Annotated in this window: 14 protein-coding genes and 1 tRNA gene; 5 read left to right on the forward strand and 10 right to left on the reverse strand. The window is 71.1% G+C overall.

The features are described from left to right. Positions 1-14: 14 nt before the first annotated feature. Positions 15-1,784 carry an ABC-F family ATP-binding cassette domain-containing protein gene (locus tag LZG04_RS06095; protein ID WP_233814033.1) on the forward strand — a complete coding sequence of 590 codons (1,770 nt, stop codon included), beginning with the start codon at positions 15-17 and terminating at the stop codon, positions 1,782-1,784. Between the two features lie 179 nt (positions 1,785-1,963). Here the strand turns inward: LZG04_RS06095 and LZG04_RS42365 are convergent, their stop codons facing one another. Further along, positions 1,964-3,187 carry a DivIVA domain-containing protein gene (locus tag LZG04_RS42365; protein ID WP_308198971.1) on the reverse strand — a complete coding sequence of 408 codons (1,224 nt, stop codon included), beginning with the start codon at positions 3,185-3,187 and terminating at the stop codon, positions 1,964-1,966. A gap of 107 nt (positions 3,188-3,294) precedes the next feature. Here LZG04_RS42365 and LZG04_RS06125 point away from each other — a divergent pair, with 107 nt between their 5' ends. Beyond that, positions 3,295-4,944: a fatty acyl-AMP ligase gene (locus LZG04_RS06125; protein WP_233814036.1), complete on the forward strand. Its 1,650-nt coding sequence runs from the start codon at positions 3,295-3,297 to the stop codon at positions 4,942-4,944. A 41-nt stretch (positions 4,945-4,985) separates the two neighbouring features. Here the strand turns inward: LZG04_RS06125 and pth are convergent, their stop codons facing one another. From pth to LZG04_RS06145, 4 genes are all read right to left on the reverse strand, one after another. Further along, on the reverse strand, positions 4,986-5,555 hold the full coding sequence (gene pth / locus LZG04_RS06130) for an aminoacyl-tRNA hydrolase (RefSeq protein WP_233814038.1): 570 nt from the start codon (positions 5,553-5,555) through the stop codon (positions 4,986-4,988). Beyond that, positions 5,545-6,153: a DivIVA domain-containing protein gene (locus tag LZG04_RS06135; RefSeq protein WP_233814041.1), complete on the reverse strand. Its 609-nt coding sequence runs from the start codon at positions 6,151-6,153 to the stop codon at positions 5,545-5,547. Before LZG04_RS06135 ends, pth begins: the two co-directional genes overlap by 11 nt. Then, positions 6,116-6,721: a 50S ribosomal protein L25/general stress protein Ctc gene (locus LZG04_RS06140; RefSeq protein WP_233814043.1), complete on the reverse strand. Its 606-nt coding sequence runs from the start codon at positions 6,719-6,721 to the stop codon at positions 6,116-6,118. Before LZG04_RS06140 ends, LZG04_RS06135 begins: the two co-directional genes overlap by 38 nt. A gap of 229 nt (positions 6,722-6,950) precedes the next feature. After that, the gene (locus tag LZG04_RS06145) at positions 6,951-10,517 is read right to left on the reverse strand and encodes a hypothetical protein (RefSeq protein ID WP_233814045.1); all 3,567 of its coding nucleotides are present in this window, start codon (positions 10,515-10,517) and stop codon (positions 6,951-6,953) included. Here LZG04_RS06145 and LZG04_RS06150 point away from each other — a divergent pair. Further along, complete coding sequence (locus LZG04_RS06150) at positions 10,488-11,003, forward strand: hypothetical protein (RefSeq protein WP_233814047.1); 516 nt, start codon at positions 10,488-10,490, stop codon at positions 11,001-11,003. The two genes, LZG04_RS06145 and LZG04_RS06150, sit on opposite strands and share 30 nt — an antisense overlap. 316 nt (positions 11,004-11,319) lie before the next feature. Here the strand turns inward: LZG04_RS06150 and LZG04_RS06155 are convergent, their stop codons facing one another. From LZG04_RS06155 to LZG04_RS06175, 5 genes are all read right to left on the reverse strand, one after another. Further along, positions 11,320-12,291 carry a ribose-phosphate diphosphokinase gene (locus LZG04_RS06155; RefSeq protein ID WP_233814423.1) on the reverse strand — a complete coding sequence of 324 codons (972 nt, stop codon included), beginning with the start codon at positions 12,289-12,291 and terminating at the stop codon, positions 11,320-11,322. 13 nt (positions 12,292-12,304) lie between these two features. Then, the gene (gene glmU, locus LZG04_RS06160; protein ID WP_233814049.1) at positions 12,305-13,783 is read right to left on the reverse strand and encodes a bifunctional UDP-N-acetylglucosamine diphosphorylase/glucosamine-1-phosphate N-acetyltransferase GlmU; all 1,479 of its coding nucleotides are present in this window, start codon (positions 13,781-13,783) and stop codon (positions 12,305-12,307) included. 67 nt (positions 13,784-13,850) lie between these two features. Next, positions 13,851-15,497, reverse strand: a complete 1,647-nt coding sequence (locus LZG04_RS06165; protein ID WP_233814051.1) for a GGDEF domain-containing protein — start codon at positions 15,495-15,497, stop codon at positions 13,851-13,853. Between the two features lie 92 nt (positions 15,498-15,589). Beyond that, positions 15,590-15,660 (reverse strand) — tRNA-Gln (locus LZG04_RS06170). 308 nt (positions 15,661-15,968) lie between these two features. Then, positions 15,969-17,114, reverse strand: coding sequence for a S9 family peptidase (locus tag LZG04_RS06175; protein WP_233814053.1), 1,146 nt, complete (start codon positions 17,112-17,114; stop codon positions 15,969-15,971). 154 nt (positions 17,115-17,268) lie between these two features. Between LZG04_RS06175 and LZG04_RS06180 the strand changes: the two genes are divergently transcribed. Both LZG04_RS06180 and LZG04_RS06185 read left to right on the forward strand, forming a co-directional pair. After that, positions 17,269-18,228: an acyl-CoA desaturase gene (locus LZG04_RS06180; RefSeq protein WP_233814055.1), complete on the forward strand. Its 960-nt coding sequence runs from the start codon at positions 17,269-17,271 to the stop codon at positions 18,226-18,228. A 111-nt stretch (positions 18,229-18,339) separates the two neighbouring features. After that, the gene (locus LZG04_RS06185; RefSeq protein WP_053719425.1) at positions 18,340-18,933 is read left to right on the forward strand and encodes a TetR/AcrR family transcriptional regulator; all 594 of its coding nucleotides are present in this window, start codon (positions 18,340-18,342) and stop codon (positions 18,931-18,933) included. Positions 18,934-19,081: the final 148 nt, after the last annotated feature.

A 19,081-nucleotide genomic window follows, 5' to 3' on the forward strand; every position in this document is an offset into this window, starting at 1 on the left:
GAAGGTGCTGGTACATGGCCAACTTGGTCAACTTGGAGAACGTCTCCAAGTCGTTCGGCGTGCGTCCGCTGCTCGACGGCGTGTCCCTCGGCGTCGGCGAGGGCGACCGCATCGGGGTCGTCGGCCTCAACGGCGGCGGCAAGACGACGCTGCTGGAGGTGCTGGCCGGGCTCGCCGAGCCGGACGAGGGACGGGTCAGCCAGAACCGCGGCCTGCGCATGGCGGTGGTCACCCAGCGCACCGAGCTGCCGGAGGGGTCGACGGTCCGCAACGCCGTGATCGACCCGCTGGGGTTCGACGCCGAGCACGAGTGGGCGGCCGACGCACGCGTGCGGTCGATCCTGGACGGGCTCGGCATCACGGCGTTCGGGCTCGACTCGCCGGTCGGCACGATGTCCGGTGGCGAGCGGCGGCGGGTCGCGCTGGCGGCGGCGCTCGTGCAGGACCTGGACCTGGTCGTGCTGGACGAGCCGACCAACCACCTCGACGTGGAGGGCGTGCGGTGGCTGGCCGAGCACCTGCTGGCCCGTCGCACGGCGCTCGTCGTCGTGACCCACGACCGGTGGTTCCTCGACACGGTGTGCAGCCGCACCTGGGAGGTCGTGGGCGGCCGGGTCGAGCAGTACGAGGGCGGTTACGCGGACTGGATCTTCGCCCGCGCCGAGCGCGCCCGGTTGGCCGACGCGATCGAGGAGAAGCGCCGCAACCTGGCCCGCAAGGAGCTGGCGTGGCTGCGCCGCGGCGCGCCCGCCCGCACGTCCAAGCCCCGCTACCGCATCGACGCCGCCGAGGCGTTGATCTCCGACGTGCCGCCGCCGCGCGACTCGGTCGAGCTGCTGGCGTTCGCCAAGCGCCGGCTCGGGCGCACGGTGCTGGAGCTGGAGGACGCGACGCTGACCGTGCCCGACCGGGTGCTGGTGCGCGACCTGACGTGGCGGATCGGGCCGGGTGACCGGATCGGGATCGTCGGCGTGAACGGGTCGGGCAAGACGACGCTGCTCAAGGCGCTGGCCGGTGAGCGGGAGCTGGAGGGTGGCAAGCGGGTCCAGGGCCAGACGGTGAAGCTCGCGCACCTCAGCCAGGAGCTGCACGACCTGGACGGGTCGATGCGCGTGCTGGAGGCCGTGGAGGAGGTGGCGCGGCGGGTCGTGCTGGGCAAGCAGGAGATGTCGGCGTCGCAGTTGGCCGAGCGGTTCGGGTTCTCGTCGCAGAAGCAGTGGACGCCGGTCGGTGACCTCTCCGGTGGTGAGCGGCGGCGGTTGCAGCTGTGCCGGCTGCTGATGGCCGAGCCGAACGTGCTGCTGCTCGACGAGCCGACCAACGACCTCGACATCGACACGTTGCAGCAGTTGGAAGACCTGCTGGACTCGTGGGCGGGCACGTTGGTGGTGATCTCGCACGACCGCTACCTGGTGGAACGGGTGTGCGACAAGGTCGTGGCGCTGTTCGGCGACGGCGGGCTGACCGACCTGCCGGGCGGGATCGACGAGTACCTGCGGCGGCGGGACAAGCAGAAGGAAACCGCGGCCGTGCCGAGCGCGAAGCCCGCGTCCGCGCCCTCGTCGGCGGCGGACCAGCGTGCCGCGCGCAAGGAGCTGGCCAGGCTGGAACGCCGGTTGGAGGCGTTGCAGAAGAAGGAAGCCCAGTTGCACGCCGCGCTGGCCGAGGCGGCCACCGACCCGGAACGCCTGCTGGCCCTGGACGCCGAGCTGAAGGCCGTCCTGGCCGAGGCTGAGGACGTCGAGTCCCAATGGCTCGCCGCCGCCGAATCCGCCGAATCCTGACCCCCGCGAGAGTCCTACGTTCACGCCGCGAGAGTCCTACGTCCAGCACCCCCGAATTCAACGCTCAGCGCACCGACCGTTCGTCGTGAACGTTGAACTCGGGGGTCGTGAACGTAGGACTCTCGCGCGCTGAACGTAGGACTCTCACGGGCTGGAGGTAGGACTCTCGAGGGGGTGGGTCAGCGGCCGCGGCGGCGGAGTTCGGTGGCCAGCAGGGGCATCAGCTCGTCCACGAACGCGCAGTCGTAGCCCTGGCCCGCGACCAAGGACGTGGCGAACTTGGTCTTGGCCACCTCCTCCGACGACGCGCCGATCATGCCGTCGAGCGCGATGCCGACCTCCTCCAGCACCCGGTCCACCTGCGACGTCCGGTACCCGCGCTGCGCCGGCCCCGCCAACGGGATCTTGATCAGGCGCAACTGCTTCCACGACGTGATCGCCGGGAGCGCGCTCGGCCGCAACGGTCCCTCGCCCAACTGCTTCTCCACCCGCGCCAGGAACGCGTCCACCTCGGTCTCGTCGTACCCGCGCCGGCCGAACATGGGCCGGCTGAAGCGGACCTCGCGGACCTCGCGGGCGGTCAGGTCGTCCTGGCCGAGCAGCGTGTTCTCGATCCGGTCCAGGAACTTGTCCACCTGCGACTCCTGGTAGCCGCGGCGTCCGCGCGGCGGTTTGCCGAACGCGGCGGTGCGGACGTCACGGGCGGTCAACGGGCGCGTGCCGGGGCCCGGACGAGGCCGGACCGGAGGAGCCGGCGGGGCAGGCGTCGGGGCGAACGAGGAGGGTGGCGCGGGCATCCGCTCCAACGTGACCACGACCAGGTCGAGGAACGTGTCCACGTCGTCCTCGTCGTACCCGATCTGGCCGGGCGGGGCGTAGCTGAACTCGAAGTCCTGCACCTCGCGGGCGGTCAGGTCGTCACGACCCGCCAGGGTGTTCTCGATCCGGTCGAGGAACGCGTCGATCTCGCCCTCGTGGTAGCCGCGGTTGCCCGGTCTGGGCTTGTGGAACCGCACCCCGCGCACGTCCTGCGGCGTCAGTCGGGCCGCGGGTCTCATCCCGGTCGACGTGGCGTGCGCGCCCTGCGCCGGGGCGGTGGCCTGGCGTCGCTGGGGCGTGGAGCCGAGCGTCTCGGCCACCAGGTCCATGAACGCGTCGACCTCGGCCGCGTAGTAGCCGGGCCGCGCGGGTCTGAACCGCACCCGCCGCACGTCCTGCTCGGTCACGTCGTCACGGCCCAGCAGGGTCGCCTCGATGCGGTCCAGGAAGGTGTCCACCTGACCCTCGTCGTACCCCGGTTGGCCGGGCGGCGGGCGGTGGAAGGCGACCTGCCGCAGATCCTGCGCGCCCAACAGCGGCGCCGGATGGGCCGGCAGGTGCTGACGAGCGTCGAACCCGACCACCCCGTTACCTCCTTCGTGTGGTGTACCGGGGAGTATCGCCGCCCGATGCGCCCGATGTTTCGCCCTATCGGCTCAATGCGTCGGAAGATCGCTCTACCCTGACGGGCATGAGCCGGTTCGTGGACACGATGGTGGCAACCGCTACGGGTGCCGGAGGGCGGGCGCGGGGCATGACCACGGGGGAGCCGAACGCTCCCGTCCGCAGGTCGTGGGCGGAGGTGCACCAGCAGGCCACCCGCATGGCCGGCGCGCTGGTCGCCGGAGGGGTGGCGCGCGGCGAGTCGATCGCGGTGCTCGCGGGCGACCCCGCCGAGATCGCGCCCGCCGTGCAGGCGGTGTGGCTGGCCGGCGGCAGCACGACCATGCTGCACCAGCCGACGGCCCGCACCGACCTCGCCGAGTGGGCCGCCGACACGTTGCGCGTGCTGGGCATGATCGGCGCGAAGCTGGTGCTGCTGGGCGCGCCGTTCGACGCGCTGTCGGGCGTGCTGGACGAGCACGGCGTCGCCTACCGCGAGCTGGCCGAGCTGGACGGCGAGCCGCTGGCCGCGCCCGTCGACGTCGACGAGGACATGCCCGCGCTGCTCCAGCTCACCAGCGGCTCGACGGCCGACCCGAAGGCCGTCCGCATCACGCACGGCAACCTGTGGTCCAACGCCAAGGCCATGGAGACCGCGGCCCGGCTCGACCCGGAGACCGACCGGATGGTGTCCTGGCTGCCGCTGTTCCACGACATGGGCATGGTCGGCTTCCTGACCGTGCCCATGCTGTTCGGCATCGACCTGGTCAAGGTCACGCCGGTCGACTTCCTCGGCCGCCCCACCCTGTGGCCGGACCTGATCAGCCGCTACCAGGGCACGATCACCGCCGCGCCGAACTTCGCCTACGCCATCGCCGCCCGGCGCATGCAGGGCGTGGACGACGGCGCGTTCGACCTGTCGACGCTGCGGATCGCGCTCAACGGCGCGGAGCCCATCGACCCGGCCGCGGTGAAGACGTTCACCGACGCGGGCGCGCGGTTCGGGCTGCGCCCCGAGTGCGTGCTGTGCGCCTACGGCATGGCGGAGACGACGTTGGGCGTCGCGTTCGCGCCCGTGTTCACCGGCATCTCGGTCGACGTGGTCGACCCGGAGGAGCTGGAAGCGGGTCACCGCGCCGTGCCCGTGCCGCCGGACAGCCCGAATGCGCGGGCGTTCCCGCTGCTCGGGCCGCCGTTGCCGGGCCTGGAGGTGCAGGTCGTGGACGACGAGGGCAAGGTGCTCGGCGAGCGCGAGGTCGGGCAGCTGCGGGTGCGCGGCGAGGCCGTGACGCCCGGCTACCTCACCGTGAACGGCCCGCAGGCCACCCAGGACGCCGAGGGCTGGCTGGACACCGGTGACGAGGGGTACGTGGTGGACGGCCAGGTCGTCGTCTGCGGGCGGCGCAAGGACGTGATCATCATGGGTGGTCGCAACATCTACCCCACGGACATCGAGCGTGCTGCGACGTCCGTGGAGGGGGTGCGTGCGGGCAACGCGGTGGCCGTGCGGCTGGACGCGGGGACGCGCCGCGAGCGGTTCGCGGTGGTGGTCGAGTCGAAGCTGGCCGGTGAGGACGACGCGGTGCGCGCGCTGAGCAAGGAGATCAGCGCGCGGGTCGTGGACGCGGTGGGGCTGCGACCGTTCTCGGTGGTCGTGCTCAAGCCCGGCAGCCTGCCCAAGACCCCGTCGGGCAAGCTCCGCCGTTCCGCCGCGGCCGCCCTGGTGCCGGTGGGCTGAGGCTCGCGCTCAGCGAAATCTGTGCTCAGCGGAACTTGTGCTCAGTGGAACTTGTTCTGGGCGGCTTCCAGACCCAGTTCCAGCAGCGCCTCCACGGCGTCCGCCGCCCGGTCCAGCTCCAGCGCCAACTGCTTGCGCTCCACGAGGGAGAAGTCGCGCAGGACGTAGTCCGCCGGGTCCATGCGACCCGGCGGCCGGTCCACGCCGAACCGCACCCGGTGGTAGTCCTTGGTGCCCAACGACTTCGTGATCGACCGCAGCCCGTTGTGCCCGTTCTCGCCGCCGCCGAGCTTGAGCCGCACCGTCGCGAACGGCAGGTCCAGCTCGTCGTGCACGACGATGATCGACGACGGCGGCACCTTGTAGAAGTTCGCCGTGCCCGCCACCGGCCCGCCGGAGGTGTTCATGTAGCCGCGCGGCTTGGCCAGCACGACCCGGCGGCCGGCCAACCGGCCTTCCACCACCTCGGCCCCGCCCTTGTGGGCCTTGAACCTGCCGCCCACCCGCGCGGCCAGCTCGTCCACCACGAGGAAGCCGACGTTGTGCCGGTTGCCCTCGTACTTGGGGCCGGAGTTGCCCAGCCCGACGACCAGGGCGACGTCATCGACCACGGAACCGCAACTCCTGCTCCAGCTCGTCCAACAGGGCGTCCACCGCGCGCACCTGGTAGCCCCGCCGCAGCCCGGACGTGGTGGTGAACCTGGTGTGGCGCACCTCGCCCGAGGTCATCCGACCCCGCCCGTCCAGCGTCGCGGCGGCCCGGCCGAGGAACGCGTCGACTTCGCCGCGATCGTAGCCGTTGGGCGAGCGCGGCAGCTTCACCGCCAGCAACGCCTCACCGGTCTGCAACGTGGTCGGCGGCACGTGCCCGGACCGCAGCTGGTGCTCGCACGCGGTCAGGAAGTCGTCCACGGCCCGCTGGTCGTAGCCGCCCGCGATCTCCGTGAACACGATCGTGCGCACCTGGTCGGGGTGCAGCTTCGCCCGCCCGGCGAGCGCGTCGGCGATGCGCAGCACGAACGCGTCCACCTGCGCCGGGTCGTAGCCCTTGCCCCGCTTGCGGGGGAAGCGGGTGGCGCGCACCTGCGCCGGGCTGAGGAACGGCAACGGCACGCCACCCCAGCCGTGCGGCGGGGGAGGCGTGCCGTTGGAGTTGCCCGACGTGATGGGCTCAGCCTTCTTCGGTGGCCTCGGACTCGGTGGCCTCACCGGTGTCGCCGTCCAGCTCGGCGGCGGTCGGCGCGGCGTTCACCGCGAGGACCATCGCTTCACCGTCGGTCACCAGGGTGGTGCCGGCGGGCAGCGACAGGTCGGAGGCGTGCACCTGGGTGCCGGCCTCCAGGCCCTCGATGGAGTACTCGACCTGCTCGGGGATGTTCAGCGCGTCGGCCTCCACCTGGATGGTGGTGAGGTCCTGCGTGAGCAGGGTCGCCGCGGCCGGGTCGCCGGTGAGGACGATCGGCACCTCGACGGTGACCTTCTCGCCCCGCTGCACCAGCAGCAGGTCGACGTGCTCGATGTAGTTCTTGATGGGGTGCGTGGTGACGGTCTTGGTCAGCGCCAGCTCGGTGGAGGACTCGATGTCCAGCGTGAGAACTGCGTTCTGACCGTGCTCACGGACGACACGGGCGAACTCCAGCGCCGGCAGGGCCAGGTGCTTCGGGTCGGAACCGTGGCCATAGAGCACCGCGGGGATCTTGCCGGCGCGGCGGGTGCGGCGGGCGGCGCCCTTGCCGAACTCGGTGCGCTGCTCTGCGGCGAGACGGACCTCGGACACGGTGGGGCTCTCCTAACGGTCTGGCCTGGTAAACGTCGGCGGGTGCGTCGGGCGGGGCGAAGCGTGGGTTGGCCTGCGGCGGCGGGCGGCGCGGAGGGTGAACACGCGCGGCATCACAACCGCCGCGTCGATCACGCCGAGCGTGATGCTCGCCCTCGCCGAGGCAACCTGGCCAGTGTAGGCCCGACCGCGGGACGGGGCCTAATCGGGGTCCGCGGGCGGGCCCGGGCTAGGCCGAACGGCTCGCGCGGGCGATAGCGGCCAGTTCCCCGATCATGGCTGGGAGCGCTTCCGGTACCTCTCGGCACAGGACGTCGATGTTGTACGTCCAGTCTTCGTTCGCGATGGCACGGGCGAGCAGCCGTCGTCCCGTCCCTGGTTCGAGGTCTTCGACCAGGCTTGTCGCATTGACCGTCATCTCAGCGACCGTGATCGAATCGGCGATCATCGCGGCGCGGGTTCGGTCGCCCGACCACGCGAACGCCGTGGCCACCGCATAAAGCGCGTCACCGCGGTGCTTGGGAGTCGTGATCGAGTGGGCGAGGTCCACGGCCCGGTCGTGGTCGCCGAAGGCGATGACGGCCTCGGCGACCGAGACGAGCGCTGAGCTCCGGTGGAATGCCTCGCCGATCGAGCGGGCCAACGCTTCAGCGCGGTCCAGCAGCCGCGCCGCCCGGTCGAAACAGCCTGCGTCGGTCATCGAGTCGATCGCGCTCTTCAACGGCCGGGCGGAGTGCTCGGTTTCGATCAACGACAAGGCAAGTCGTTCGGCCCGGTCCAGGTCACCCGCTCTGATCGCCGCGTCCACCACCAAGCCCATCATCGATCCGCGGTTGAAGCGCGTGACGGTGCGGTGGACCAGTGCCTCGGCCCGGTCAAGGTCACCGGACGCGATCGCGATCTCGACGTTCAGCTCGGCCGGCAGCCCGTCGTGGTCCTCGGCTTCCCAGTCCGCTACGAGCTGTGCCGCCCGTTCGTGGTTGCCGGTGGCGATCACCCTTCGCACCATGTTGGTGACCGCGAATCTCCGACGAGCGGCTTCGGGGATGGCAGCGATGAGCGCCGTCGCCCGGTCCAGGTCTCCTGTCGTGATCGCCGCCTTGACCAGCGACTCGAACATCAGGCTCCGGTAGCCGGGGTCAGCGATGGAACGGGCCAGCGCCTCGGCGTGGTCGAAGTCGCCGTTCGCGAGCGCCGCGTGGACCGACGACGCGACTGACTTCTCCTCCGGCTCGGCCGAACCGGTGGTACTCCGTCGCGCTGTGCGGCGAAACACGAACGCGGCCGTGTCGACCCTGCTCAGAGCAGAGTCACGGATGGGTGGGTCGCTGATCGAGTAGGCGAGGGCTTCCGCCTCGGTGACGTCTCCCGCCATCCCGACGTCCAGAACGAGGTCGTTGATCGCCCGGTCCCGCTGGTACGTGTCACTGATGCCTCGGGCGGTGGCCTTGGCCTTGTCGAGCAGCGTCTGGGCGCGTTCCGGATCGATCTGTCGCGCGGACGCGAACAGCTTGCTCAACGCCCTGCTCCGGTGTGCCGCGTCGGTGATGGAGTCGGCCAACGCCTCGGCCCGCCCGAGGTCGCCGATGCGGACGACCTCCCTGATCACAGGCGTCAGCATGTTGCCTTGCCAGTCGGTGTCTGCCGTGTGCCGTGCCAAGGCCGTAGCGAGCTGAAGTGCTCTTGTCGCCCGTTCCACATCGCCGCTCGCGGTTGCCGCCCTGATGACAGCGACCAGGGCCCGCCCCTTGTAGGCGGACCTCGAGATCGACCGGGTGAGTGACTCTGCTCGGTCGAGGTCACCGGCGGCGACCGCGGCTCGAGCTATCAGGACGATCGCCTGGTCCCGATAGGTGGTGCTGGTGATCGACTCCACCACCTGCCGGACTCGGCTGACTTCACCGACCGCGACCCCCGCCTGGACGACGGCGTAGAGCGCCTCGCTCCTGCGCCTGGCATCGGGCATGGCGTGAGCGGACGCCGTGGCCCGGGCGAAGAGCCGGTCGACCCGCGCCTCGTCCCCGGCCGCGGTCGCCGCCCGCACCGCCGCCGCCAACGCCTGCCCGTGGCGCACCGAGGCGTCGGTGAAGTCGGCGAGCGCTTCGATGCGATCGAGGAAACCGGGGACTCGATCGAGGTGGCCAAGGCGGAGCGCGCTCTCCGTCAACACCTGCAACGCCCGGCCGCGGTGGCGCACGTCGGTGATGGCCGCGGTCAGCGCGTCCGCGCCGTCGAAGTCATCGGCGGCGATGGCCGCGTAGATCGCGGTGAGCAGGGCGCGCCCCTGGTTCATCCCGGCCACGAGCCGGCCCAGGCTGGCCCTTCTGAGCAAGTCGGCTTCCAGGTCCGGATCGTCGGAGGCCATCACCCCGCGCACCGCCGAGGTGAGCGACTGGCCTGGGTCGGTGGCGTCGGTGGTGGCCCTCATCGCCACCAGCGCTCGGTCGAAGGCCGCGCTCCCCTGCCTTGCCCAGGGCACGTGGACCAGGGCGGAGAACCGCCGCGAGGTGTCCATGATCCGCTCGGCCGACATCGACGCGTGCTCCAGATCGCCCCTCTCGACCAGGTGCCGGACGACGGTGGTCAGCGCCCGTCCTTGAGCCGCGGTGTCGGCGATCTCCAAGGCCAGCGCCTCCGCGCGATCGAGGTCGTCGCCGGCCACCGCCTCGACTACGGCCAGCAACGCCAGACCCCGGCTCCGGGTGTCCTCGATCGCATGGGCCAGCCTGATCGCCCGGTCGAGGTTCCCCCTCGCGGCCGCAGCGACCACCACGGCACGGAGCGCCTCCCCCCGGAATCGCTGGTGGACGATCGACCCGGCCAAGTGTTCGGCGTGGCCGTGCTCACCGAGCTCGATCAGCGACCGGACCACGGACGTGAGCGCCGCACCCTGCCGGCGGCTGTCCTTGACCAGCTGGAAGGTCGTCTCGGCACGGGTGATCAGGACACGTGCCCGGTCGAGGTCACCGCGGTCCACGATCGCTGCCACGACGGACTCGAGGGCGTCGCTGTGGTAAGGCAGATCACCGATGGACGAGGTCAGGTCGACAGCCCGGTCCAGGTCACCGAGCCTGATCACCGCCTCGACAGCCGCGCGCAGTGCCCGGTCCCGTTCGTTGCTCGTGGTGACAGAGGTCGCCAGCGATTCGGCGCGGTCGACGTGGCCGATGCCGGCCCACAGCGCCGGCAGATCACGTGGTAGCCACTTGTTGCGGCCGGTGAGGTGGTCACGGTGCACAGCCAGCCGCGCCATCGCCGTCAGGTTCGGTGTCTCGTCGGACAGCATGAACTGCTGGGTGGCCGCGATCTCGGCCAACGCCGCCGCGTCGCCGCCGGACACCTCCAGCATGCGGTCGTGGCGGGCCGGGTCGATGCAGCACCCGAGCATGCGGTCGAGGTCTTTGGTGCTGGTCAGCATCGCGAAGTAGCCGCGCAACAGGTACTCGGGGGTGTCGGTCGGCCACCGGCGGTCACGGTAGGTGTCGGCCCAGCCGTGGAGGCGATCGCGGTAGTCGCGCATGCGGGACGCGCCGAGCATATCGATGGCCTTCAGGTGCAGTTCCTCGTGGCCGAGCAGGTAGACGTCCGGCGACCGTCCCGGCTCGTAATGGGCATCCCGCCTGCGGAAGCTGCGGCCTGTCACGGTGCGCAGGTGGTCGTCGACGTCCCACGTCGACCAGCCCGTCAGCTCCGCCAGGTCGGCCGCGGTGAGGCCGCCGCCTGCGGCGGTGAGCAGGCCGAGCAGGTCGTGCTCGGCCGACGTGCCGTGCAGGAGGCGTTTCAACTCGCGTTCCATGTCGGCGCGCTCGGCCTGGGCCGCCGGGGACCTGGTCAACGGGCGCGCGATGTCCGGCACCCGCAGCGGGTGGTGGTCGGGGACGTCGGCCGGGATCGGCGGGTCGGGGCGGCCGGCGACGATCACCCGCATACCCGCCGGTGGGGCGATCGGCAGCAGGGCCGCGATGCTGTGCGCGTCCGGGCCCGTGGTCACGCCCCGGTCCTCGTCCAGGCCGTCCACCAGGAGCACGAAGTGCTCGCCGCGGTCGCGACAGGCCTTGGCCGCATCGTCCAGCAGACCGAGCAGGTGGGCCTCGCGGGTCGCCTCGGTCAACAGCGGCGGAAGGTCCTGGCCGAGGATGGTGACCAGTTGTTCCAGCACGTTTTCGATGAAGGCGTTCCGGTCGTTCTGCGCGGCGAGACGGGCCGTGACGAAGAACGAGACCACCCGGACACCCGGGGGAGGGTCCAGGACGAACGTCGACATCAGTGCCGACTTGCCTGACCACGCCGCCGCCCGCCACCAGCGGTAACCGCCGGCGGTCGAGGGGGATGTGCAGAACGCCGCCAGGTCGGCCAGCTCGGCCTCCCGACCGACCAGCCTCGGCGGTGCGATGCGCCGCACCTGCTCCCGGTACCGGGTCTTCACCGGTGCGCCGGTCACCAGGTTCACGTCGCCGTGCACGACGCCGATCTGCGCCACCGAACCGTGCACCGTGCCGGCCACGGAGTTGGACGACGAACGGCCCGACGCAAGGGGTGCGCCGGGCCGTTCATGTTCGAGCGCCATCCGGGGATCATCCCGCACGGCGGTGGGGGTGTCAGGCGTTGCCGTCGAACAGGGAGGTCACCGAGCCGTCCTCGAAGACCTCCTGGATCACGCGGGCCAGCAGGGGGGCGATCGGGAGGACGGTCATGGCGTCGAAGCGCTTCTCGGCCGGGATCGGCAGGGTGTCGGTGAACACGACTTCACGCGCGCCGCAGTCGCGCAGCCGTTCCACGGCCGGGCCGGAGAGGACCGGGTGGGTGGCGGCGATGACGACGTCCGACGCGCCCTCGGCGAGCAGTTGCTCGACCGCCTTGGTGATCGTGCCGCCGGTGTCGATCATGTCGTCGATGACGACGCACAGCCTGCCCTCGACCTGGCCGACCACCCGGTTGGCCACGACCTCGTTCGGCCGCAGCGGGTCGCGGGTCTTGTGGATGAACGCGATCGGCGTGCCGCCGAGGGTGTCCGCCCACTTCTCCGCGAGCTTGGTGCGGCCGGCGTCGGGGGAGACGACGGTGATCTCGCGGCCCGCGTACTTGTCCTTGATGTGCTCGGCCAGCAGCGGCATGGCCCACAGGTGGTCCACCGGGCCGTCGAAGAAGCCCTGGATCTGCGCGGTGTGCAGGTCGACGGCCACCAGCCGGTCCGCGCCCGCGGTCTTGAACAGGTCGGCCACCAGGCGCGCGGAGATCGGCTCGCGGCCGCGGTGCTTCTTGTCCTGCCGCGCGTACGGGTAGAACGGCATGATCACGGTGATGCGCTTGGCCGACGCGCGCTTGAGCGCGTCCACCATGATCAACTGCTCCATCAGCCACTGGTTGATGGGCGCGCAGTGCGACTGGATGACGAACGCGTCGCAGCCGCGCACGCTCTCCTCGAACCGCACGAAGATCTCGCCGTTGGCGAAGTCGTACGCCGACTGCGGGGTCACCGACACGTTCAGGTGCTTGGCCACCTGCTCGGTCAGCTCGGGGTAGGCCCGCCCGCCGAAGAGCATCAGGTTCTTCTTGGGTGTCCCGGCCATCGTGGGGTTCACGTCAGCGCCCTTCATCGGTTGTGCCTGCATTCTCGGGCGTCAGGGCGCGCTCCGCCGCTTCGGCCGAAGGCGTGCCCGCCCGGCGGGACACCACCCATCCGTCCAGGTTGCGCTGGGGCCCGCCGGACACGGCCAGCGCACCGGGCGGCACGTTCCGCCGCACCACGGTCCCCGCACCGGTGTAAGCGCCGTCACCGACCGTGACCGGCGCGACGAACATGTTGTCCGAACCGGTGCGGCAGTAGGACCCGATCGTGGTCCGGTGCTTGTTCACGCCGTCGTAGTTCACCGTGACGCTGGCCGCGCCGATGTTGGAGTGCTCGCCGATCGTGGCGTCGCCGATGTAGCTCAGGTGCGGCACCTTGCTGCCCGCGCCGATGTCGGAGTTCTTCGTCTCCACGAAGGTGCCGATCTTGCCGCCCTCGCCGAGCCGGGTGCCCGGCCGCAGGTACGCGAACGGCCCCACGGACGCGCCCGCGCCGATCTCCGCGCCCGAGCCGTGCGTGCGGACCACGGTCGCGCCCGCACCGATCACGCACGCCGACAGCGTGGTGTCCGGCCCGACGACCGCGCCCTCGCCGACGGTGGTGCCCGCCCGCAGCTGCACGTTCGGCTCGATCAGCACGTCCCGCTCCAGCCGCACGTCGGCGTCCAGCCAGGTGGTGGCCGGGTCGACCACGGTGACGCCCGCGCGCATCGCCCGTTCCACGATCCGGCGGTTGAGCTCCGCGCCCAGCCGGGCCAGCTGCACGCGGTCGTTCACGCCCTCGACCAGCCACGGGTCCGACGTCACCAGCGCGCCCACGCGCCGCCCGTCGCCGCGGGCGATGGTCAGCACGTCGGTCAGGTACAGCTCGCCCTGGGCGTTGTCGGTGGACAGCCGGGACAGCCCGTCGCGCAGCACGGCCGCGTCGAAGGCGTACACCCCGGAGTTGATCTCGGTGATGGCCTGCTGCTCGGGCGTGGCGTCCTTCTGCTCCACGATGCCCTCGACCGCGCCGTCCGCGGACCGCACGATCCGGCCGTACCCCGTGGGGTCGGCCACCACGGCGGTCAGCACGGTGACGGCGTTGCCGCGCGCGCCGTGCTCGGCCAGCAGCCCGCGCAGGGTGTCGGCGTCCAGCAGCGGCACGTCGCCGTAGGTGACGACGACCGTGCCGCCCAGGTCGTCGGGCAGTTCGGCCAGGCCGCAGCCGACCGCGTGCCCGGTGCCCTTCTGCTCCTCCTGCACCGCCACGGTGACCTTGCGGTCCAGCGCGGTGGACAGGCTGTCGAGGTGCTCGGCCACCGCGGCGCGGCCGTGGCCGACCACGACGGCCAAGTGGTCCGGTCCGGTCCCGGCGGCGGCGCGCACGGCGTGCTCCACCAGGGAACGACCCGCGATGCGGTGCAACACCTTCGGAGTGGCTGAGCGCATGCGGGTGCCTTCACCCGCTGCGAGGACGATCGTGCTGACTGGGGTGGGGACACCCTCGAGCATCAGCGCTCTCCCTAGCTGAGTGCGTGCCTTCAGCGGGAGGGGCCTGGCTTCCCGCCAGGTGCCGATACTAAGCCTCCGAGGAGGGCTCGACCTCCACGGCCGCAACCTGGCAGCCACCTCGGCGCTTCGCCACGTACATCGCGGAGTCGGCCCGGGCCAGCGCCGCGTGGGCCGCCTCGCGCGGCCGCACGGAGATCACGCCCACCGACAGCGTCACGCCTCTGGACAGGTCGGAAGGCAGGCAGGCGACCGCATCCACGGCCCGCGCGAGGGCCGCCTCGGCGGCGTGCAGGGGCGCGCCGGGCAGCAGCACGACGAACTCGTCGCCGCCGTAGCGGGCCACCAGGTCGTCACCCCGCAACGCCTGGCGCAGTGTGCTCGCAATCACGCGCAGCACGTCGTCTCCCTCGGCGTGCGAGTGCCGGTCGTTGACCACCTTGAACCCGTCCAGGTCGACCAGCGCGATCGCCATCGGGTGGGTCTGCGCGTTGATCAACGCGGCCAGCCGGTCGTCCAGCGCGCGCCGGTTGGGCAGGCCGGTCAGCGGGTCCTGCAACGCCTGCTGCGCGATCGCGCCGTGCGCGCGGGTCAGCCGTTCGTGGTCGCGCCGGGTGAGCAGGGTCGCGGTGCGGGCCTCCTGCATCATCCACAGCTCCACCTCCAGCGCGTTGGCGTAGGTCTGCAACGCCGAGATGGTGCGCTCGCCGTGCGGGCCGGACATGCGGGCGTACTCGCGGGTCAGGCACAGCATCAGGGTCGGTTCGGAGGTGTCGTGCTCCAGCCGGTCGCGGGCGTCGTGCAGCACCTGGAGCGCCTGTTGCGGCAGCTCCTCCATCTCCAGGCAGCGGGCCAGCGCGATCGACACGATGATCAGCTCGCGGGCGTACATGGCCAGCTCGCGCAGCGTCCACAGCCGCGCGATGTGCTCCGCGCCCGGTTTGGCCAGCGCGTGCGCCGCGCCGATCACCGGCACCTGCTCGGCGGCGCTGCGGTCACGGCGGCCGGGGTGCAGCGACTCGCGGAACGGGCCCTCGACCGCGGTGGCGATGGCCGACGCGGTGGTGAACCGCTCGCCCGCCTCCTCGAAGTTGTCCACCCGCTCCAGCCGCAGGCCCCAGCCGATCAGCAGCCGGGCCCGGTTGACCAGGTGCACGTAGATCTGGTGCGGGTTGGCGCTGTCCCGGATCGCGTTGTGCGCCCGCGCCAGCACCTCGTCGGCCATCTCGTAGACGCCGAGCTGCGTGAGCACGAGCCCGGTGGACTGCAACGCCGACGCCAGCAGCCGGTCCCACGTGCGCTTGTCCAGCATCGGGTCGGGGGCGAGGTCCTCCTCCAGCATCGCCAGGCCGCTGGCGACCTCGGTCAACGCCCGGTCCTCGAACCCGCCGAGCAGGTAGCGGCGGCCGCGCAGGGCGTGCGCCTCGGCCTCCAGCACCAGCAGGCCGTGGCGGCGGCAGTGGGCCAGCATCTCGTCCAGCACGGAGTCGGACAGGTCGACCAGGCCGGGCGTGACGATCCGGACCACGGCGGCCGCGCGCAGCAACTGGCCGACGATCCTGGGCTCGCCGCGCCCCTGCGCCTCGGCCAGGATCAGGTCGACCTCGTGCGCCGCGTCGAGCTGGTCGGACAGGTGGCTGCTCTGGGCCACGGCCACGAGCTCACTCGCGCGGCCGACCAGCCACGCGTCGGACATCTCGTGGAGCGCCGGCGCCACGTTGCCCTGCTCGTCGACCGCTTCCTCGTGCAGCGACTCACACCCCCATGCAGACGCAGGGCGGCCGGGGCCTTCGTGGCCCGGCCTCCTCGCTCCGCCACCAGGATTCGAACCTGGACCATCGGAACCAAAATCCGAGGTGCTGCCTTTACACCATGGCGGAACGGCCGGGGCTCGCCCCGACCGCGCGAACACATGTTGTCACGAGTGGCCCTCGGAGGTCAGCACCGCCACTCAAGTGGCGGCAATCCCACCGTAACTCGATCATGACACTGCGTGTTGTCCCAGGTCAGGACGTCGCTCGACGTGGCCTACGTCACGGCTGGGTGAACTCGTCGCGGCGTCTGGTCGACGCGTCGCGGTCGCGCACGCGGCTTCTCCGACCCCTATTCGACACGATTTCGTGCGAAACAATCACCCGCTTAACTACTTGGCGTAGTCGGTCGAGCACGACCGGGCGGGCGCGTCGCGCTACCGGATGCCGTCGACCGAGTCGAGGAAATCGGTGAGCGCGCGGTCGTAGCCCTCCGGGTCGACGTTCCACGCCGCCGTGTGCTCCGCCGCGGGCACCTCGACGTAGTGCATCGGCCAGTCGAGCCGACCCGCCGCGGCGGCCAGGTCCCGTGACGCCTGCACCGGCACGGTGCCGTCCGCGCCGCCGTGGAACAGCAGCGTCGGCGGCCTGCGCGCGGGCGGGTGGTCGAGCAGGTCGAACCGGTCGAACTCCAGGTCCACCCGCCAGTCCGAGACCAGCTCCGCGATCGGCACCAACTGCTCGGGCACGCCCCGGTTGCGCGACTGGAGCTCCAGCGTCTTCGTCCAGCTCACCACGGGCGCGTCGAGCACCACGGCGGCCACGTCGCCCGCCAGCGCCGACCGGCCCAGGAACTGGCCCACGATCGCGCCGCCCATCGACCACCCGTACAGCACGACGTTGCGCGCACCGTGCCCGCGGGCGTAGTCCACGGCCGCCTCCACGTCGCGCCACTCCGTGTCGCCCAGGTGGTAGAGGCCGTCCGGGGATCGCGGCGCGCCGTCGTCATTGCGGTAGGTCACGGCCAGAACGGGTAGCCCCAGGGTGTGCAACGCAGGCATCACCCGCAGCGCCTCGGTCCTCGAGCCGCCCCGTCCGTGCACCGCGACCACCCAGGTGGAGGACGTCGCGGGGACCAGCCACGCCGGCGCGTCACCCAACTCGGTCGGGATTCGCACTTCCGAGTACTCCAGGTCGAGCGCGGTGGTCGGGTCGGTGCTCCAGACCGACGTCTCCAGCCGCACCATCGTGCCGTCGGCCGGCGCCGTGCCCTGCAACTCGCGCACGACCGTGCCCTCCGACCGGTGGGTCACCGGCCCGATCTTCGCCCCGCCGCCCGGCCACACGAGACCCCACGTGCCGGGGAGCACTGTGACCCTGGACTCCGCCAGCGAGACGGTCCCGGAGGCCGACGAGGTGACCGTGTCGCGGTAGCCGGGCCGGGCGTTGCCCGGCTCGAGCAACTGGCCGCTGTAGTACCAGCCGAACCCCAGCAGACCGCCACTGAGCAGCAGTAACACCACCGCGAACGTGACGAGCGCGAGGCGCAGGCGGCGGTGTCGGCGGACGGTCGGTGACCCCATCACCGAATGATGCACCGGGGTTGATCGACACGCCCGACTTCCTGAGAACACGCCATGAGTTCGGCTCCGACTATGGCGGGACGAGGCCAACCTAACTTACGCTTCCGTAAGTTACGGTTCCGTAGGTAGCCCCGATACGCAATGAGGTACATGTATGACCAGCACCCTTGAGAGCAGGACCACGCCGCAGGGTCCTGAGGATCGCGGACCCAAGCCGATGATCGAAGGGCGGCGCGGGCACGTCGAGCAGTTCGGCGTGTACGTGTTCGTCATCGTGCCGTTCCTGGCTCTGCTCGCGGCCGTTCCGCTCGCCTGGGGGTGGGGGTTGGGCTGGGTTGATGTCGCGCTGTTCGTCGCGTTCTACTACCTGGCCGGCCTCGGCGTGACGATCGGGTTCCACCGGTACTTCACGCACGGCTCGTTCAAGGCCAACCGCGCGCTCAAGATCGGCCTGGCCATCGCCGGCATGATGGCGTTGCAGGGCCCGGTGATCGTCTGGGTCGCCGACCACCGCCGCCACCACGCGTTCTCCGACCGCGAGGGCGACCCGCACTCGCCGTGGCTGTTCGGCAGCGGCCCGGTCGCGCTGGCCAAGGGCTTCTGGCACGCCCACATGGGCTGGCTGTTCGACCGCGACAAGACCAACGCGCAGCGCTTCGCGCCCGACCTGCTGGCCGACGAGGACCTGGTCAAGATCGACAAGCTGTTCCCGCTGTGGACCGCGATCAGCCTGCTCGCGCCCGCCGTGCTCGGCGGCCTGATCACCATGTCCTGGGCGGGCGCGCTGTCGGCGTTCTTCTGGGCCGGTCTGGTCCGGGTGGCGTTCCTGCACCACGTGACGTGGTCGGTCAACTCGATCTGCCACATGGTGGGTGACCGCCCGTTCGCCGCGCGCGACCGTTCCGCGAACGTGTGGGCGCTGGCGATCCTGAGCTTCGGCGAGTCGTGGCACAACCTGCACCACGCCGACCCGACGTGCGCGCGGCACGGCGTCAAGCGCGGTCAGATCGACACGTCCGCGCGGATGATCTGGCTGTTCGAGAAGTTCGGCTGGGCGACGAACGTGCGCTGGCCGAACCAGCAGCGCTTGGCCCGCATCAGCGCCAAGAAGTAACCGAACGAGCTGTCGCCTGCCCCTCGCGCTCCACGCGGGGGGCAGGCGTTTAGGGTGGTCTGGGTGGCGGGGAGACGGCGCGGCGACGAGACACCGGTGCCGCGCGTGCGGATGACGGGCAAGGAGCGGCGCGAGCAACTGCTCGACGTGGCCCGCGCGTTGTTCGCCGAGAAGGGCTTCGAGGTCACCTCCATCGAGGAGATCGCCCACCGGGCGGGCGTGTCCAAGCCCGTGGTCTACGAGCACTTCGGCGGCAAGGAAGGCATCTACGCCGTCGTGGTGGACCGCGAGATGCAGTACCTGATGGACCACATCGTCAACGCCCTGTCCGGCGGGCACCCGCGTGAGCTGCTGGAACAGGCGGCGTGCGCGTTGTTGGACTACATCGAGGGCTCGACGGACGGCTTCCGGATCCTCGTGCGCGACTCGCCCGTGGCGTCGTCCACCGGCACGTTCTCGTCGTTGCTGAACGACATCGCGTCCCAGGTGGAGTCGATCCTGGGCCTGCACTTCTCCCGCCAGGGCTACGACCGCAAGCTGGCGGCCCTCTACTCGCAGGCCCTGGTGGGCATGGTCGCCCTGACCGGCCAGTGGTGGCTGGAGGTCCGCAAGCCGAAGAAGGACGAGGTGGCGGCCCACCTGGTCAACCTGGCCTGGAAGGGCCTGTCCCACATGGACCACAAACCCCGCCTCCGCACCCGCTGACCCCCGCGAGAGTCCTACGTTCACGCCGCGAGAGTCCTACGTTCAGCACCCCCGAGTTCAACACTCACGACGAACGGTCGGTGCGCTGAACGTTGAATTCGGGGGTCGTGAACGTAGGACTCTCGCGGGCTGGAGGTAGGACTCTCGG

The organism is Saccharothrix sp. S26 (assembly GCF_021390395.1).
Classification (GTDB): Bacteria; Actinomycetota; Actinomycetes; order Mycobacteriales; family Pseudonocardiaceae; genus Actinosynnema.